This is a genomic window from Mycobacterium sp. DHQP2018-32-09 (assembly GCF_058148405.1).
This window is the reverse complement of the sequence record NZ_JBYVYK010000064.1, coordinates 1-16,917: the sequence shown is the minus strand read 5'-3', so window position 1 is coordinate 16,917 and position 16,917 is coordinate 1. Positions and strand designations below refer to the sequence as shown.

At 71.0% G+C, this 16,917-nt stretch carries 13 protein-coding genes and 1 pseudogene; 6 read left to right on the top strand and 8 right to left on the bottom strand.

Features of this window, described 5'->3' with window-relative positions; translation table 11 throughout:
* Window positions 1-3 precede the first annotated feature (3 nt).
* Window positions 4-618, bottom strand: coding sequence for a TetR/AcrR family transcriptional regulator C-terminal ligand-binding domain-containing protein (locus AC30CM_RS24015; protein ID WP_490119425.1), 615 nt, complete (start codon window positions 616-618; stop codon window positions 4-6).
* A gap of 41 nt (window positions 619-659) precedes the next feature.
* Here AC30CM_RS24015 and AC30CM_RS24010 point away from each other — a divergent pair, with 41 nt between their 5' ends.
* The 3 genes from AC30CM_RS24010 to AC30CM_RS24000 are packed head-to-tail and all read left to right on the top strand — an operon-like array spanning window position 660 to window position 4,573.
* Entirely contained in the window at window positions 660-1,796 is a 1,137-nt protein-coding gene (locus AC30CM_RS24010) for a phosphotransferase family protein (RefSeq protein ID WP_490119424.1), read from the top strand.
* Window positions 1,796-2,908: an Rv3169 family protein gene (locus AC30CM_RS24005; RefSeq protein WP_490119423.1), complete on the top strand. Its 1,113-nt coding sequence runs from the start codon at window positions 1,796-1,798 to the stop codon at window positions 2,906-2,908. Before AC30CM_RS24010 ends, AC30CM_RS24005 begins: the two co-directional genes overlap by 1 nt.
* A gap of 42 nt (window positions 2,909-2,950) precedes the next feature.
* Window positions 2,951-4,573 carry an alkaline phosphatase D family protein gene (locus AC30CM_RS24000; RefSeq protein ID WP_490119422.1) on the top strand — a complete coding sequence of 541 codons (1,623 nt, stop codon included), beginning with the start codon at window positions 2,951-2,953 and terminating at the stop codon, window positions 4,571-4,573.
* Between the two features lie 6 nt (window positions 4,574-4,579).
* On the opposite strand, the gene AC30CM_RS23995 is transcribed toward AC30CM_RS24000, so the two are convergent.
* Together AC30CM_RS23995 and AC30CM_RS23990 are read right to left on the bottom strand one after the other, a co-directional pair.
* Window positions 4,580-6,106 carry a flavin-containing monooxygenase gene (locus AC30CM_RS23995; RefSeq protein WP_490119421.1) on the bottom strand — a complete coding sequence of 509 codons (1,527 nt, stop codon included), beginning with the start codon at window positions 6,104-6,106 and terminating at the stop codon, window positions 4,580-4,582.
* A gap of 36 nt (window positions 6,107-6,142) precedes the next feature.
* Window positions 6,143-7,135, bottom strand: coding sequence for a TIGR03617 family F420-dependent LLM class oxidoreductase (locus AC30CM_RS23990; RefSeq protein ID WP_490119420.1), 993 nt, complete (start codon window positions 7,133-7,135; stop codon window positions 6,143-6,145).
* 58 nt (window positions 7,136-7,193) lie between these two features.
* Between AC30CM_RS23990 and AC30CM_RS23985 the strand changes: the two genes are divergently transcribed.
* A complete protein-coding gene (locus AC30CM_RS23985) occupies window positions 7,194-8,546 on the top strand; it encodes a flavin monoamine oxidase family protein (protein ID WP_490119419.1) in 1,353 nt (450 codons plus the stop codon).
* Here the strand turns inward: AC30CM_RS23985 and AC30CM_RS23980 are convergent.
* Window positions 8,536-9,441 carry an alpha/beta fold hydrolase gene (locus AC30CM_RS23980; RefSeq protein ID WP_490119418.1) on the bottom strand — a complete coding sequence of 302 codons (906 nt, stop codon included), beginning with the start codon at window positions 9,439-9,441 and terminating at the stop codon, window positions 8,536-8,538. The genes AC30CM_RS23985 and AC30CM_RS23980 overlap by 11 nt on opposite strands.
* A gap of 512 nt (window positions 9,442-9,953) precedes the next feature.
* Here AC30CM_RS23980 and AC30CM_RS23975 point away from each other — a divergent pair.
* Complete coding sequence (locus AC30CM_RS23975) at window positions 9,954-11,585, top strand: hypothetical protein (RefSeq protein WP_490119417.1); 1,632 nt, start codon at window positions 9,954-9,956, stop codon at window positions 11,583-11,585.
* Window positions 11,586-11,641: 56 nt separating this feature from the next.
* On the opposite strand, the gene AC30CM_RS23970 is transcribed toward AC30CM_RS23975, so the two are convergent.
* A complete protein-coding gene (locus AC30CM_RS23970; protein WP_490119416.1) occupies window positions 11,642-12,739 on the bottom strand; it encodes an NAD(P)-dependent alcohol dehydrogenase in 1,098 nt (365 codons plus the stop codon).
* Window positions 12,740-12,762: 23 nt separating this feature from the next.
* Here AC30CM_RS23970 and AC30CM_RS23965 point away from each other — a divergent pair, with 23 nt between their 5' ends.
* Entirely contained in the window at window positions 12,763-13,746 is a 984-nt protein-coding gene (locus tag AC30CM_RS23965; protein ID WP_490119415.1) for an NADPH:quinone oxidoreductase family protein, read from the top strand.
* A gap of 154 nt (window positions 13,747-13,900) precedes the next feature.
* On the opposite strand, the gene AC30CM_RS23960 is transcribed toward AC30CM_RS23965, so the two are convergent.
* From AC30CM_RS23960 to AC30CM_RS23950, 3 genes and pseudogenes are all read right to left on the bottom strand, one after another.
* The gene (locus AC30CM_RS23960) at window positions 13,901-15,145 is read right to left on the bottom strand and encodes an MFS transporter (RefSeq protein WP_490119414.1); all 1,245 of its coding nucleotides are present in this window, start codon (window positions 15,143-15,145) and stop codon (window positions 13,901-13,903) included.
* A 72-nt stretch (window positions 15,146-15,217) separates the two neighbouring features.
* Entirely contained in the window at window positions 15,218-16,114 is an 897-nt protein-coding gene (locus AC30CM_RS23955; RefSeq protein WP_490119413.1) for a LysR family transcriptional regulator, read from the bottom strand.
* Window positions 16,115-16,468: 354 nt separating this feature from the next.
* A pseudogene (locus tag AC30CM_RS23950) lies at window positions 16,469-16,917 on the bottom strand (HNH endonuclease signature motif containing protein); the annotation flags it as partial.

The following is a 16,917-nucleotide window of genomic DNA, read 5'->3' as shown; positions in this document are numbered from 1 at the left end:
CGGTCACGCCCGCACGCCGTGCACCACGATCGCGGTGGTCTGCTCCACCCAGGCCTGATCCAGGTCGCGCTCGGGCGCCAGGAGCAGGCGCAACATCGTTGCCCCGCCGACGATCTCGATCAGCCGCTCGGGATCGACGTCGGCGTGCACCTCGCCGCGCTCGATGGCACGGGCGAGGCGGCTGCGCACCAGCGCGAACAGGCCGGCGAAGCGGCTCATCACCCGGGCGTTGAGATCGGCGTCGGCGGCCATGTCGGCGATCAGGCCGGGGAGCGCGGCCCGCACCACCGGCGTGACGAACACGTCGCGGGCCGCGGCGATCATCGCAGCGACGTCGCTGGCGATGTCACCCTCCGGGGCGTCCAGCGCGGTGGGCGCGGCGGGAAACGCCGCCTCGTGGACCAGGTCGGCCTTGCTCGACCAGCGGCGGTAGAGCGCCGTCTTGGTGGTGCCCGCGCGCTCGGCGACGGCCGCCATGGTCAGGTTCGCGTAGCCGATCTCGACGAGTAGGTCCGCGGCGGCGCGCAATATGGCAGCGTCGATGCGTGGGTCGCGGGGGCGACCCGCAGACGGGCCCGCCGAGGCACCCTTGTCATCGGGAGACCGGTCTGCTTTCATAACGCTACTCACCGTATCGTATTTCGAGGAGAGGTGTCTCCGTGGCCCATGAACCGGCTGTCGAAGAAGTCAGTCGCCTGCAACGCGCCTCCCGCGACGTCACCACGCTGCCCGCGATCCTGTCGCAGTGGCTCGCCGGCGTCATGCCCGGCGGCGTGACCCCCGCGGTCACGGTGGAGAGCGGCATCGACGCCAACGGGATGTCGTCGGAGACCATCGTCCTCACGGGGCGGTGGGACCAGGAGGACAGGACCGTCGAGCAGAAGTGGGTCGCGCGCGTCGCACCGACCAGCCAAGACGTCCCGGTGTTCTCCTCCTACCGCCTGGACCATCAGTTCGAGGTGATCCAACAGGTCGGCGAACTCACCGACGTGCCGGTGCCCACCGTGCGCTGGATCGACGAGAGCGGCACCGTGCTCGGCACGCCGTTCTTCCTCATGGACCACGTCGACGGCATCGTGCCGCCCGACGTCATGCCGTACACGTTCGGCGGCAACTGGTTTGCCGACGCACCCGCGCAGCGGCGACGCGACCTGCAGGACGCCACCGTCGGGGTCTTGGCGGCGCTGCACGCCATTCCCGACGCCGCCACCCGATTCGGCTTCCTGCTCGACGGCGACCCGCCCGGCGACACCCCGCTGAGGCGCCACTTCGGCTGGCTGCGGCAGTGGTACGAGTTCGCGGTGCCCGACATCGGCCGCTCGGCGACCGTCGAGCGGGCCCTGGCCTGGCTCGAGGAGCACTTCCCCGCCGACGTGGCCGCGGGCGAGTCGGTGCTGGCGTGGGGCGACGCACGCATCGGCAACGTGCTCTACGAGGACTTCGCGCCCGTCGCCGTGCTGGACTGGGAGATGGCGACGGTGGGCCCGCGCGAACTCGACGTCGCCTGGATGATCTTCGCGCACATGGTGTTCCAGGAGTTGGCGGGACTCGCCGGGCTGCCGGGACTGCCCGACGTGCTGCGCGAGCAGGACGTTCGCGCCACCTACGAGGAACTCACCGGCGTCACCCTCGGGGACCTCCGCTGGTTCTACGTGTACTCCGCCGTGATCTGGTGCTGTGTCTTCATGCGCACCACCGCACGCCGCGTGCACTTCGGGGAGATGCCCGCACCCGACGACGTCGAATCCAGTTTCTACCACCTCTCCCTGCTCAAGCGCCTGATCGGAGAATCCTGATGCTCGGCCCCATGGACGAATACCCCGTCCACCAACTGCCACAGCCGATCGCCTGGCCGGGCTCGTCGGACCGCAACTTCTACGACCGGTCCTACTTCAACGCCCACGACCGCACGGGCGAGGTGTTCGTGATCACCGGCATCGGGTACTACCCCAACCTGGGCGTCAAGGATGCGTTCCTGCTCGTCCGGCGCGGTGACGTACAAACGGCCGTGCACCTGTCGGATGCCATCGATTCCGACCGGCTCAACCAGCACGTGCTGGGCTACCGGGTGGAGGTGGACGAGCCCCTGCATCGGCTGCGGATCGTGCTCGACGAGACCGAGGGCATCGCCGCGGACTTGGTGTGGACGGGCCTGTTCGACGTCGTGCAGGAGCAGCGGCACGTGTTGCGCACCGGCACCCGGGTCACCCTCGACGCGCAGCGATTCGCTCAATTGGGTTCCTGGAGTGGTCATCTCGTCGTCGACGGGCAGACGATCACCGTCGACCCCGAGGTGTGGATCGGCTCGCGGGACCGGTCGTGGGGCATCCGCCCGGTCGGCGAGAGCGAACCCCCCGGACGGCCCGCCGATCCCCCGTTCGAGGGCATGTGGTGGCTCTACGTCCCGATGGCGTTCGACGACTTCGCCATCGTGCTGATCATTCAGGAGGAGCCCAGCGGGTTCCGGTCGCTCAACGACTGCACGCGAATCTGGAAGGACGGCCGCGTCGAGCAGCTGGGCTGGCCGCGCGTACGGATTCACTACCGCTCCGGCACCCGCATCCCCACCGGCGCGACCATCGACGCCACCGCGGCCGACGGCTCGCCCGTGCGCTTCGACGTCGAGTCCAAGCTGCCCGTGCCCATCCACGTCGGCGGAGGCTACGGCGGCGACGCCGACTGGATCCACGGGACGTGGAAGGGTGCCGAGTTCACCGAACGCCGCACCTACGACATGACCGACCCGGCCATCGTCGCGAGGTCGGGGTTCGGCGTCATCGACCACGTCGGTCGCGCGGTGTGCACGGAGGGCGGCGCCACCGCGCAGGGCTGGGGACTGTTCGAGCACGGGGCGCTGGGCAGGCACGACCCGTCCGGCTTCGCCGACTGGCTCACCGTGGCGGAGTAGGCGTCCGGCAGCGACGTCGGGGCGCGGGCCTAAGCTGACTCGGTGACCCTCGTTCTCGGCCCCGTCTTGCGCCACGTCGGCGACACCACCGCCATGGTGTGGGTGCAGACCGAGACGGCGGCGACGGTGGAGGTACTCGGGTGTTCCGCACGCACCTTCGAGGTCCAGGGATTCCACTACGCGCTGGTGCCCGTGACCGGTCTTTCACCCAAGTCGGTCACCGAATACGAGGTGCACGTCGACGGCGAACGCGTCTGGCCGCCCGCGGATTCCACGTTCCCGCCGAGTGTGATCGCCACGCGCGATCCGCACAGCCCGGACACGCTGCGGATCGTGTTCGGGTCGTGTCGCTACCCCAAGACGGGCGACCACGCGCTGGACGCCAAGCTCGGCCACGACGCACTCGACGGATACGCCGACCGATTGCGGGGGCTGCCGGTCGCAGACCGCCCGGACGCGCTGATCCTGCTCGGTGATCAGGTCTACGCCGACGAACTGACGCCCGAGGCCAGGCGCCATCTCGCAGGGCGCCGGACGTCGAAGCGCCGACCCCCCGACGAGGTGGTGAGCTTCGCCGAGTACGAAGGGTTGTACCGGCACACGTGGGGCGATCCGGAGATCCGCTGGATCATGTCGACGTTGCCCACCGCGATGATCTTCGACGACCACGACATTCGCGACGACTGGAACACCTCTGCGGCCTGGCGTGCCGAGGTGAACCGAAAGCCGTGGTGGCGCGACCGGATTCGGGCGGGTCTGGCGTCCTACTGGGTGTATCAGCATCTGGGCAACCTCAGCCCCACCCAGGTGTCCGCCGACGAGGACTACCGCGCGGTGCTCGACGCCGACGGGGACGTCTGGCCGCTGCTGGTCGACGTCGCCGACCGCGCCGACAGCGAGGTCGACGGCGAGAAGGGGCTGCGCTTCAGCTACCGGTGGGACCTGGGCCGCAGCAGACTCATCATGGTGGACTCCCGCAATGCGCGGATCCTCGACGGCGGCGCTCGAAAGATGTTGGGCGACCGTGAGTTCACGTGGCTGCGCGAGCAGGTCGCCGACGGGCTGGCCGACCTCGACCACCTCGTCATCGGTTCGTCGCTGCCGTGGCTGCTGCCTCCCGCGATCGGCGACCTGCAGACCGTGAACGAGGCGGCCGCCGCCCGCGACGGGCTGCGCGGGCGCGCCGCGGAATGGATCCGCCAGACCGCCGACCTGGAGCACTGGGCGGCGTTCTTCGACTCGTTCGTGAAGCTGACCGATCTGATCGTCGACACGGCGACCAGGCCCACGCCGGGACCCGCCACCGTCACCGTACTGTCGGGCGACGTCCACCACAGCTACGCCGCGCGCGTGGACCTGCCCGAGGGCAGCCCGGCGCGCGTCCACCAGCTGGTGTGCTCACCCGTGCACAACTACGTGCCGTGGTACGTCAAACCCGTGTTCACGCTGGGCTGGTCGGGGTGGGCGGGCCGCCTCACCCGTCGTTGGCTGCGCCACCGTGGCATGCCGCAGCCGCCCATCGACTGGCGCAACCTCAGCGGCCCGCTGTTCGGCAACACCATCGCGGTGCTGCACACCACCGGACGCGATGCCGACGTGGTCTTCGAGCAGCCCGGACCCGACGGTCGGCTCGCCGAGGTGGTGCGGGTTCGGCTGACGGACTGACCCTGGCTAGGGGGCCGACCCCGCGCGAGCCACCGGGTTCGCCGCGGTCCGCGTGCCCGGGGCCGGGGTGGGCACCCGGCCGAACACCATCGACTCCTCGATGCGGTCGAAGCGGTGGTCGACGACGTCGAGCACGTAGTTGTGCCGCACGTGCCACGGCCGCTTGGTGCCCGACCGCGGCAGCGCGTGCGGCGCTCGCTTGATGTAACCGGCCTCGAGGTCCCACATGGCCTTCTCGGTGATCGGCGCGCTGCCCAGATGCGGATAGGCATGCGTGTAGCCGTGTTCGGTGAGATAGGCCAGCAGACGCGCGAACGCGCGTGCCGTCATGTCGGCGCGCAACGTCCACGACGCGTTCGTGTAGCCGATGCACCACGCCATGTTCGGTACGTCCTCGAGCAGGTACTCCTTGTAGACGAACCTGTCGGTGACGTCGACCTGCTCGCCGTCGACGACGATCGCGATGCCGCCCAGTGCCTGCAGCTGCAAGCCCGTCGCCGTCACCACGACGTCGGCGTCCAGATGCGCCCCCGAACGCAGCACGATCCCGGTGGCGTCGAAGTGGTCGACGTGATCGGTGACCACCTCGGCACGACCGCTGCCGACGTGGTCGAACAGGTCGTGGTCGAGGACCAGGCACATGCGTTGGTCCCACGGGTCGTAGCGGGGCTTGAAGTGCACGTCGACGTCGTAGCCCTTGGGCAGTGCGGCGACGGTGCGGTTGCGGATGAGCCATCGCCCGAACCGGGGCAGCTTGCGGAACATGAAGTACGTCAGCACGTGGAACATCGCGTTGCGGAACCGCACCACGGCGTGAGAGAGGCGGCGCGGCAACAGCCTGCGGATGGCGTCGACCATCGGATCGATGCGCGCCATCGACATCATGTAGGTGGGCGAGCGCTGCAGCATGGTGACGTGGGCGGCGCGCTGCGCCAGCGCCGGGACCAGGCTGATGGCCGTGGCGCCGCTGCCGATCACCACGACGCGCTTGCCGGCGTAGTCGAGGTCCTCCGGCCAGAACTGCGGGTGCACCACCTCCCCGGTGAACGTCTCGATGCCGGCGAACTCCGGGGAGTGCGGCTCGTCGTAGCTGTAGTAGCCGGTGCCGCAGAACAGGAAGCGGCTGCGGAACGTTCGCGGTTCACCGGCGACCTCGGTCCGCAACGTCCACGTGTCGGTGGTCGAATCCCATTCGGCGGCCGTGACGTGCGTGCCGAACCGGACGTGGTCGGCGATCCCGTGCCGGCGTGCGGTGTCCTCCAGGTAGTCGCGGATGTCGGCACCGTCGGCCACGTTCTCCCGCCTGGTCCACGGCTGGAACGGGAAGCTCAGCGTGAAGATGTCGCTGTCCGAGCGGATCCCCGGGTAGCGGAACAGGTCCCACGTCCCGCCGATGCGCGCGCGGCGTTCCAGGATCAGGTAGCTCAGCTGCGGATTGCGCTCGGCGATCCGATAGGCGGCCCCGATCCCGGAGATTCCGGCACCGACGATCAGCACGTCGACGAACTCGTCGGACGACTCGGCATCAACCACGAGGACCTCCTCAGATTCGCTTCCCACCCTAGGCGGTCACGTCGGCAGCGCGTCGACGATCTGCGCCAGCGCCTCGACGTCGATGGGTCCCGGCTGGTAGATGCACACCCGGTCGGCGACCCCGGCGACGCGGTCGACGACGTGGGCGGCCACCTCGGCGGGGCTGCCGCACGCGGCGATGGTATGCAGCATCTCGTCGTCCACGAGCCTGGCCATCTCGGCCCAGCGGCCCTGCTTGGACAGCGCGTTGAGTTCGGGCTGCAGATCGCCCCAGCCGTGCGCGTCCAGGACCGGCCGGTAGGCGGGTGTGGAGCCGTAGAACGCCAGCAGCGCACGCGTCGCGGTGTGGTCCGGGTCGGCGTCGGTGGCCACCGACACGATGATCTCGGGCACGATGGCCAGGTCGTCACGGCTTCGGCCGGCGGCGGCGAGCCCATCGGCGACGTGGCGCAGCGTCACCTCGTGCAAGAACTTCTTGGAGCCGAACGGCATGACCAGCAGGCCGTCGGCGACCTCGGCGACGGCCCTGGTGAGCTTGGGCCCCAACGCCCCGACGTAGATCGGGGGCAACCGCTGCGGCATGGTCTTCGGCGTGAACGTGGGCGTCATCAGCGTGTGCCGGTAGAACTCGCCGCGGAAGTCCAGCCGCTCCCCCGTCGCCCAGGTCGCGAAGATGGCCCGCAGCGCTGCCACCAGCTCGGTCATGCGGGCCACCGGTCGATCGAACGACGCCCCGTAACGCTTCTCCACCTGGGTGCGAATCTGGGTGCCGAGCCCGAGCGTGAACCGCTCCCCCGACAGGATCTGATGGTCGATGGCCTGGTGGGCGAGTTGAATGGGATTGCGCGGGAACGCGATCGCCACGTTGGTGAGCAGATCCAGACCGCCCACCGTCGACGCCAGGGTCAGTGGCGCGAACACGTCGTGCGGGCCCTCGAAGGTGAACACCCCGGTGGCACCCGCGTCCCGCAGGGCGTGCGCCCGCTCGATCGCATCCGTCGGCCCGAACAACGCCGTTGAGACCTGCACCCCCGCACCTTAATGTGCGCACTCGCGCAGCCGGGCGGCGATTCGCCAGACTGGACCCATGACCGACGTGGTGGTGGTGGGAGCCGGGTTCGCCGGGTTGACGACGGCGCGCGAACTGCTCCGGCGCGGAGTCGACGTCCTGGTGCTCGAGGGACGCGATCGCGTCGGAGGCCGGTCGCACGGCGGCACCGTCGCGGGTGTGCCCGTCGACCTCGGCGGCACGTTCGTGGGCCCCACCCAACCCGCGGTGCTCGCGCTGGCCGCCGAACTGGGCTGTCCCACCGCGCCGACCTACGCCACGGGCAAGAACCTGATCCGGTGGCGCGGCAGCGTGCGGCGCTACGGCGGCACCATCCCCACGCTCTCGCTGCTGGAGTTGCTCGACGTGTCGCGCGTGCAGTGGCAGTTCGAGGGGTTGAGCCGCCGCGTCCCGGTGACGCAGCCGTGGGCGGGTCCGGACGCGGCGCGCCTGGACGCCATGACGCTGGGCGGCTGGCTGCGGTCGGTGCGGGCGCGCGCCTCCACGCGGGACCTGATGGCGCTCGTGGCGCGCGTGACGTGGGGCTGCGAACCCGACGCCGTGTCCATGCTGCACGCCGTGCGCTACGTCAAGGCCGCGGGCGGCCTCGGGCCCCTGCTCGACGTGGACGGCGGCGCACAACAAGACCACTTCCCCGGCGGCACGGCGCAGATCGCGCAGCGGATGGCAGCCGCACTCGGCGACCGCGTCCGGCTCGGCGACCCCGTCGTGCGCATCGAGAACGGCGACGGGGGCGTCGTGGTGCACACCCGCAGCGGGGCCACGCCCGCACGCGCGGTCGTCGTCGCGGTCGCCCCGGAACATCGCCGCGGGATCGAGATGGCGCCCGCGCTGCCCCCGGGGTTCACCCGACTGACCGAGCTGTGGCCCCAGGGACACCTCGGCAAGGCGTACGCCGCCTACGAGACGCCGTTCTGGCGCGCCGCCGGGCTGTCCGGCCAGGCGCTGTCGGACTCGGGCCCGGTGTTCATCACGTTCGACACCAGCCCCTCCTCCGGCCCCGGCGTGCTGCTCGGCTTCACCGATGCGCGCACGTTCGACCCGCTGCCCGCCGACCAGCGGCGCGAGCGCGCGCTGGCCTGCTTCGCCGAACTGTTCGGGCCCAAGGCGCTCGAACCGGTGGACTACGTCGATCATCGTTGGGGTGCCGAGGAGTTCGCGGCGGGCGGGCCGACCGCGGCGGTGGCACCCGGCGGTTGGACCCGGTACGGCGCCCTGCTGCGTCAACCCGTCGGCAACGTGTTCTGGGCGGGCACCGAGACGGCCGACGTGTGGACCGGATTCCTCGAGGGCGCCGTGCGTTCCGGCATGCGCGCCGCCGCCGAGGTACGCGGGCACCTGGCGGCCGCGGGCAGCGCCGCTACGAGGTGAGGCGGGTTCGTCGCACCCCGTCGATCAGGGTGCGCAGTTGGGCGTTGACCTCGTCGGGGCATTCCAGGATGGCGCAGTGCCCGCCGGACAGCTCGACGAACTCCGTCAGGTTCGGTGCCGCCTCGGCGATGCGGCGCGACGCGACCACGGGCAGCAACCGGTCGTCGCGGCTGCCGATCACGAGGGTCGGTACCACCAGGTGGGACAGCCCGATGTGACGTGAGCCCATGCCGTCGACCAGCACCCGCGCCCACCCGCCGCGACCGGTCGGCGGGGTTTCGGCGAACAGTTCGAACACGAAGTCGGCGATCGCGGGATCGGCGTCGCGGCCCACGGCCAGCGTCGAGACCAACCGCCGGCTCTGCGTGGTCGACCCCGGCACCAGCGGCACCGACCCCAGGCGCTTGAGCAGCAGTCCCGCCGCACGCACCCGCCCCATCGCCAGCGACTCCGGCACGGACATGAACCGCACGTGCCGCAGGATCTCACCGGACGTCGTATTGATCAGCGCCGCACCGTCGATGCACTGCCGCACCCGTTCGGGATAGCGGTGCGACCACGCCTGGATCGCGATGCCGCCCATCGAGTGGCCCGCGACGACGGCGCGCTCACCGGGTGCCAGGGTCGCGTCGAGCACCGCGTCGAGGTCGGCGGCCAGGAAGTCCAGGCTGTACCGGTGCCGGGCGGGCACCCCGCTGCGGCCGTGCCCGCGATGGTCGTAGGCGATCACCCGGAAGTCGCGGGAGAGATCGTTGATCTGGTTCGCCCACACCCGGAGGGCACACGTGATGCCGTGCGCCAGCACGATCGGGTAGCCGTCGTCGGGCCCGAACACCTCGGCGTGCAACGGCGTCCCGTCGGAGGCACGAACCACCACGGTGCGACCCGCGGGCATGGCGGCGACGGGAGCGTACGGGCGCAGCCGGCGCGCCGATCGAATGGACGCTGATCGAGTGGACCCTGATCGTGTGGGCCCTGATCGAGTGGGCCCTGATCGAGTGGGCATGGTGCTCCGATCTACCCCGGCCTCGTCGCCGCGGCCCGAAAAGTGTATCGAGCCTGATTTGACGCCTGTCGAGACCATCTGGCAACCCGCCGGCCGGGCGGGTGGACACCACCCGTTCACACAGCGAGTTCACAGCCACCGCAACGGCTTTGGCGTCGCACCGATGAATTCTTGGCGACCGCCACGTGTCCGGGTGGGGCAATGCCCTGGTCGACGACGAACCCGGTGGTCAGCGCGCTCGCCGGCACGCGAACGCGGCTAGTGGCACCCCGCGGGCTCGGCTAGTTTCTGCGTGTCGATTTCTCGCCGAACGAGCCCCGGGGGTTGCGTTGATCATCAGTAAGTCCACTTCGTTGACTGCCGCGGCGTGCACCCTGTGCGTCGTCGCGGCGTCGGGTGCCGTGACGCCTTCGGTCGCCGCCACGGCCACCATGGAGGCGACGAACCTGCCGGTCGTCTCACGCAGCTACGAGTTGACGGCAGCCGCCGATCCGTTCACCGTCGCCACGCTGCCGTTGCAGAACGCCTGGACCATCGTGCAGACCGTCGGCCAGCTGACCAACTGGGTCACCCCCGCCAACCTCGCCTACGCCGAGGTCTTCAAGGGCCTCACCACCGGGGTGTTCAACTCCGCCGAGTTCACCAAGCAGATCACCGCGGCCTTCACCAGCGTCGGCACCGCGGTGACGAACATCGTCAACCTGCCCGCCAAGATCCTCGCCACCGACCTCGCGGTGCTCGGGTTCAACGCGCCCGCAGCCGGCGCTCCGATGGCGGCGGCCCAGGCACCGGTCGCCCTGGCAGCCGTCGGCTCTGCAGCGGCCGCGGCGGCTGCCACCCCGGGTGACCCCGTGAACGTCGCGACCCTGCCGTTCCAGAACCTCTGGACCATCGCCGTCACCGTCGGTCAGCTGACCAACTGGGTCACCCCCGCCAACCTCGCCTACGCCGAGGTCTTCAAGGGCCTCACCACCGGGGTGTTCAACTCCGCCGAGTTCACCAAGCAGATCACCGCCGCCTTCACCAGCGTCGGCACCGCGCTGACCAACATCGTCAACCTGCCCGCCAAGATCCTCGGCGACGATCTGCGCGCGCTCGGCATCGTGTTGCCGAGCGCCACGCCCGCGGCGGCGCAGGCCCCCGCAGCCGCCCAGAGCGCCCTGGGTTCCGCGGTGACCGCGTCGGCCGTCTCGGCCTCGGCAGCCACGCCTGGCGATCCGGTGAACATCGCGACCCTGCCGTTCCAGAACGCCTGGACCGTGGTGCAGACCGTCGGCCAGCTCACCAACTGGGTCACGCCGACCAACCTGGCCTACCAGGAGATCTTCAAGGGCCTCACCACGGGCGTGTTCAACTCCGCCGAGTTCACCAAGCAGATCTCGGCGGCGTTCACCAGCGTGACGACGGCCGTCACCAACATCGTTAACCTGCCCGCGAAGATCATTGGCGACGACCTGCGCGCACTCGGCATCCTCCCGGCCGCCACCGCGCTGGGACCAGGCGCCGGCGCCAACGTTCTTGCCGCGCCGCAGGCGTCGCAGCCGGTCGCGCTCTCGGCGGCGCCGCAGAAGGTCGACGTCCAGCAGGACTTCAAGGATCAGCTCGACGCCTTCGACAAGACCCTGGGCACCGCGCACGACGGCACCACCGCCACCGAACGGGCCGCACTCGAGGTCGCCACCGCGCAGCCGACCGACGAGACCACCGGCCACACCACGTCCGGCACCGCCGAGGGCGCGACGACCGAGCCTGCCACGGGGTCCACGGGGGTCACCGGATCCGCCACCAAGGACGCCGGCAAGGACACGGGCACCACCAAGGATTCGCAGAAGGACGCCGGGTCCCCCACGTCCTCGAAGCCCACGTCGAAGCCCGCCACGACGAAGAGCGAGTCCGGCACGGCCAAGGACGCCGGCTCCGAGAAGACCGGGTCCGAGAAGACCGGGTCCGAGAAGACCGGGTCCGAGAAGACCGGGTCGGAGAAGACCAGCTCGGCCAAAACCGGGGACGCCAAGAAGTCCGACGCCGCCTGATCCCCAATTACCTGTCTGCACGGCCCCCGACGACCTCGCCGGGGGCCGTGCGGCGTTCAGTCCGGCACCACGACGACCGGTTTGACCACCGCACCGGACGTGGCCGCGGTCCAGGCGTCGGCGAAGTCGTCGAAGTCGAACGTGGTGACGAGCCGCTCCAACGGCAGCTCGCCGCGCCGCCACAGCCCCACCAGTCGGGGGATGAACGCGTGCGGCACGCTGTCGCCTTCGACGACGCCGCGCACCCGTAGTCCCCGCGCCATGATCAACCCCACCGGCAGCGGCGCGGTCAGCGCGCCCAGCCCGACGAGCGCCAAGGCGCCCTGGGCGCGCAGCACCGTCAGCGCGGTGGTGATCACGTCGGGTACCGCGGTGGTGTCGACGGCGGCGGTGGCACCGCCTCCCGTCGCGTCGCGCACGGCGGCGGCCACGTCGCCGTCGGCGGGATCCACTGCGGCGGTGGCGCCCAGGTCCAGCGCCAGGCGACGCCGCTCGGCGATGGGATCGACGGCGACGATGCTGCGTGCGCCGGCGATGCGGCCGCCCATGACGGCCGAGAGCCCGACGCCGCCCGCCCCGAACACGACGAGATGGTCATCGGGTCCGACGGCCAGCGCGGTGAGCACGGTGCCGACACCGGTCTGCACGCTGCACGCCAACGGAGCCGCCAGCGCGGGTGCGATGGGCTCGGTGAGGACGACCGTGTTGGCCGGTCGCGCCAGCGCGTGTGTCGCGAAGCTGGACTGTCCGAAGAAGCCGCCGCCGATCGGGTGGCCGTCACGGGTCACCGCCGCGGCGTCGACTCCCCCGTCGCCGAGCAGGTTCAGCGCCGTCGCGGCGTCGCAGTAGGCGGGTGCACCGGACGCGCACGTCGGGCACCGACCGCAGCTGGCGAACGTGAGCACGACGGCGTCGCCCTCTCGGGCAGCCGCGTCCGGGCCCACGGCGACGACGGTGCCGGCGCCCTCGTGGCCGAACGTCATGGGCAGCCGATCGGCACGCCAGCGCTTGGCCATGCTGACGTCGGTGTGGCAGATGCCGACGGCGGCGATGCGGACGAGCACCTCGTCACCGCGGGGTTCGCGGACGGTGACGTCGGTCAACCGGGGGTCGGTACCGGGTTCGAGCAAGACTGCGGCACGCGCGTCGATCACCCCGGGATGTTAAATGGGGTGCCATGCGCGCGATACGGGTAGCCCGACTGGACGGTCCACGAGCTGCGGAGTTGGTGGAGGTCCCCGAACCGCCCCAGCCCGAACCCGGCGAGTCGGGGGTGGTCATCGACGTCCATGCCGCGGGCGTCGCCTTCCCGGATGCACTGCAGACGCGCGGCCTCTACCAGCATCGGCCCGAGTTGCCGTACGTCCCCGGCGCCGAACTGGCGGGTGTGGTGCGCAGCGCCCCCGCCGACGCGCACGTGCGGGCCGGAGACCGGGTGGCGGCACTGACCCTGCTGTCGGGTGCGATGGCCGAGGTCGTGGTGGTCCCCGCGGATCGGGTGTTCGCGCTGCCGGACGCCGTGTCGTTCGAGGCCGGCGCGGGACTGCTGTTCAACGATCTGACCGTGCACTGCGCGCTGCGGACCCGCGGCAGGCTGCTGCCCGGCGAGACGCTGCTGGTGCACGGCGCCGCGGGCGGCATCGGGACGTCGACGTTGCGGCTGGCCGCGGCGTGGGGCGCCTCGCGTCTCATCGCCGTGGTCAGCACGGAGGACAAGGCCGCGGCGGCCCGCGCCGCAGGCGCCACCGACGTCGTGCTGGCCGAGGGGTTCAAGGACTCGGTGCGCGAACTCACGGGTGGCCGCGGGGTCGACGTCGTGGTCGATCCCGTGGGCGGTGACCGGTTCACCGACTCGCTGCGGTCGCTGGCGCCGGGTGGGCGGTTACTGGTGATCGGGTTCACCGGCGGTGACATCCCGACGGTCAAGGTGAATCGCCTGCTGCTCAACAACGTCGACGCCGTGGGTGTGGGCTGGGGCGCGTGGGCGGCCACGCATCCCGGCTATCTCGCCGAGCAGTGGGCGGAGCTGGAGCCGCTGCTGGCCGCGGGTCTGGTGGTGGCGCCGGAACCGGTGGTCTACCCGATGGAGCGGGCGGCCGACGCCATCGCGTCGCTGGAGGACAGGACGGCCGTCGGCAAGGTCGTCGTCAGCCTGCGCTGACGGTGTGGCCGTCGTCAGCCTGCGCTGACGGTGTGGCCGTCGTCAGCCTGCGCTGACGGTGTGGCCGTCGTCAGCCTGCGCTGACGGTGCGTTTGTCGTCAGCCTGCGCTGACGGTGCGTTTGTCGTCAGCCTGCGCTGACGGTGTGCTCGCCGTCAGCCTGCGCTGACGGTTGCGCGGCGGCCGTCGGGCAGCGCCACCGCGGCGATGATCGCGGCGACCGCTACCAACCCCAGGATGGTGGTGGCCACGGCGGTCCAGCCCTTGGCGTCGAAGGCGACGCCGCCGAACCATCCGATGGCGCTCGAGCCGCCGTAGTAGAAGAGGTTGTACAGCGACGAGGCCTGCGCCTTGCCGATGGGCGCGGACTGCCCCGTCCATCCCGACGCCACGGAGTGCGCGCCGAAGAACCCGGCCGTGGCGATGACCAGGCCGGCGAGTACGGCGATCACGTTGTCGCTCAACGTCGTTGCCACACCGACTGCCATGACGGCGATCGACGCCAGCAGCACCCGCTTGCGGCCGAAGCGGGTGCTCTCGGCACCGGCGCGCGATGACGCCCAGGTACCGGCGAGGTAGGCCAGGAACACCAGGCTGACGAGGGCGGGCGGCAGGTCGAACGGCGCGGCGGTCAGCCGGAAGGCGAGGAAGTTGTAGAGCGCCACGAAGCCACCCATGAGCAGGAACGCCTGCGCGAACAGGGCCAGCTGACGCGGCGTCCGGAGGTTGGCCGACAGGCGGTGCAGCAGGCTGCCCTCGGGATTGTCCCCGCGGCGCGACGCCGGCGTGAACCCTTGGGGCGCCGGCGCGAGTTTCACGAAGCCGAATGCCGCCATGCCGCAGACCACGGCGACGGTGAAGACGCCGATGCGCCAGCCGGCGAACTCGGCGACGGGGCTGGCGACCAGGCGGCCGAGCAGCCCGCCGATGGTGGTGCCCGCAACGAACGTGCCTGCGGCGCGGGCGGCGTGCGAGCGGTTGATCTCCTCGGTGAGGTAGGCGACGGCGATGGCGGGCACGCCGCCCACCATCAACCCTTCGACGAACCGTCCGAGGAGCAGCAGGTCGTAGGACGGGGCGAACGGGACCGCGAGGCCCACCGCGGTCGCGATGGTCACCGACAGCGAGATCGCCTTGACGCGGCCGATCCGGTCCGCCAGCGACGACCAGGGGATGACGCCGAGCGCCAGGCCCACCGTGGAGGCCGAGATGGTCAGAGCGGCGTCGGCTGCACCGACGCCGAGGTCCGCGGAGATCAGCGGCAGGACGGCCTGCGGAGAGTACAGCTGCGCGAACGTCGCCACCCCGGCGCAGAACAACGCGGCCAGCAGCCGACCATAGGCGGCGGAGCCGCGGTCATGTCCGGTCCAGGTGCGCTCGAGGGAATGGTCGATGGTCACTGGGACGACCGTAGGACCGCGCGGTACATGTGTCCAATACATGAGATGCCTCGCAGTCATGCGTGTGACGTATCACTGCCGCTCGTGACGCCGTGTCTCCGCGTCGCGCGCGAGGAAATCCACGAAACGCTCGGTGGGCGGCGCCATGACGCGGTCCAGGTCCCACACCAGACCGACCTCACGCTTGGCGGCGGCGTTGGACAGTGGGACGTGCACCACCTTGGCGTCGCCGCCGGCGCCCTCGCGGGGCACGGGGACCACGGCCACGCCGAAGCCCGCGGCCACCAGGCCCTCCATGGTGGGGATCTCGGTGGCCTCGAAGACGATGCTGGGCTCGATGCCCTCGTCGGCCCACAGGGCGTCGGTGAGCTGGCGCAATCCGAAGGGCTCCTCGAGCGCCACGAAGGGTTCGGCGGCCGCGGCGGCCAAGCCCACCCGGGCGCGTGTGGCCAACGCGTGCCCGCGGGGCACCGCCAGGCATAGCCGCTCGGCGTAGAGCCGGTGCCACCCGAAACCCGTGGGGCGCGGCGAGGTGATGGCGACGTCGGAGTCGCCGCGACGCACCCGGTCGGTGAGTTCGTGCGCCGGCCCCTGGAACAGGTCGAAGCGGATGCCGGGCGCGCTGTCGCGGAAGCGCCGGAGTTGTTCGGGCACATACCAGTTGGCCAGGGAGTGCAGGAACGCCAGCCGCACGCGGCCGGTGTCGGGGTTGCGCAGGCCGGCGATGTGCTCGCGCGCGGTCTGCATCTCGGCGAGCGCACGGCGGGCGTGTTCGGCCATGATGCGGCCGTAGTCGTTGAGCCGCAGTCTGCGGTTCACGCGGTCGAACAGCGGCGCGCCGGCCTGCTCCTCGATGCGTGCCAGCGCCCTGGACAGCGTCGGCTGGCTGATCCCGAGTTCGGCTGCCGCATCGGTCACGTGCTGGGTCTCGGCGAGCACGACGAACCACCGCAGTTCCTCGAGGTTCACGCGGCGACCCGGTTCACGCTGGCCCGGTTCGCGTTGGGCCGGTACGCGTAAGCCCGGTACGCGTAGGCGCGGTTCACGAGGGCCCGGTACGCGTAGGCGCGGTTCACGAGGGCCCGGTACGCGTAGGCCCGGTACGCGTAGGCCCGGCACGCGTAGGCCCGGTTCACGCAGCAGCCCCGTTCACGCGGCAGCCCCATTCGCGATGGCCCCGTTCGCGTCTGCCCCGTTCGCGTCTGCCCCATTCGCGGTGGCCCCGTTCGGGCTCACCTCGTTCGGGTTGGCCCCGGTCACCCGTCAACCATAGCGACGTGCCGTCGTCCAACGCTCCTGCTGCGACGGATGGGCGGGGCGGTGTCAGACCGCGGTGTCGTGGGGTGGTTCGGGTCCGCCTGGGGTGGTGGGGTCGGGGGTGGCTGCCGGTGTCGGGGGGTCGGGCGCCCAGGGGTCCTCGACCCTGGCCGGGGGCGGGTGTTTCAGCCGGCCCCGCTGGTCGCCGGTGGGTGCCCACGGGTCATCGGGTGACCAGTTCGGGCGTGGTCCGGGGTGGTCTTCGGGTTCGGGTGGGGTGAAGGCGTGCTCGGGTGCCACCCGGATCCGGTCGGGGTGGTGGTAGTGGTTGACCCGGGCTTGCCCGTGATCCAGGTGCGGCGGCGGCAACCATTCCACCTCACCGGTGTCGGTGAGGCGGGTGCGCCACTGCCCCTCGGCGACCAACCGGTTGTCACACCCACACGCCAAACACATGTCATCGACGTTGGTGTGCCCTCCGGCGGCCCAGTCTCGGCGGGCGTGATGAGCCTGGG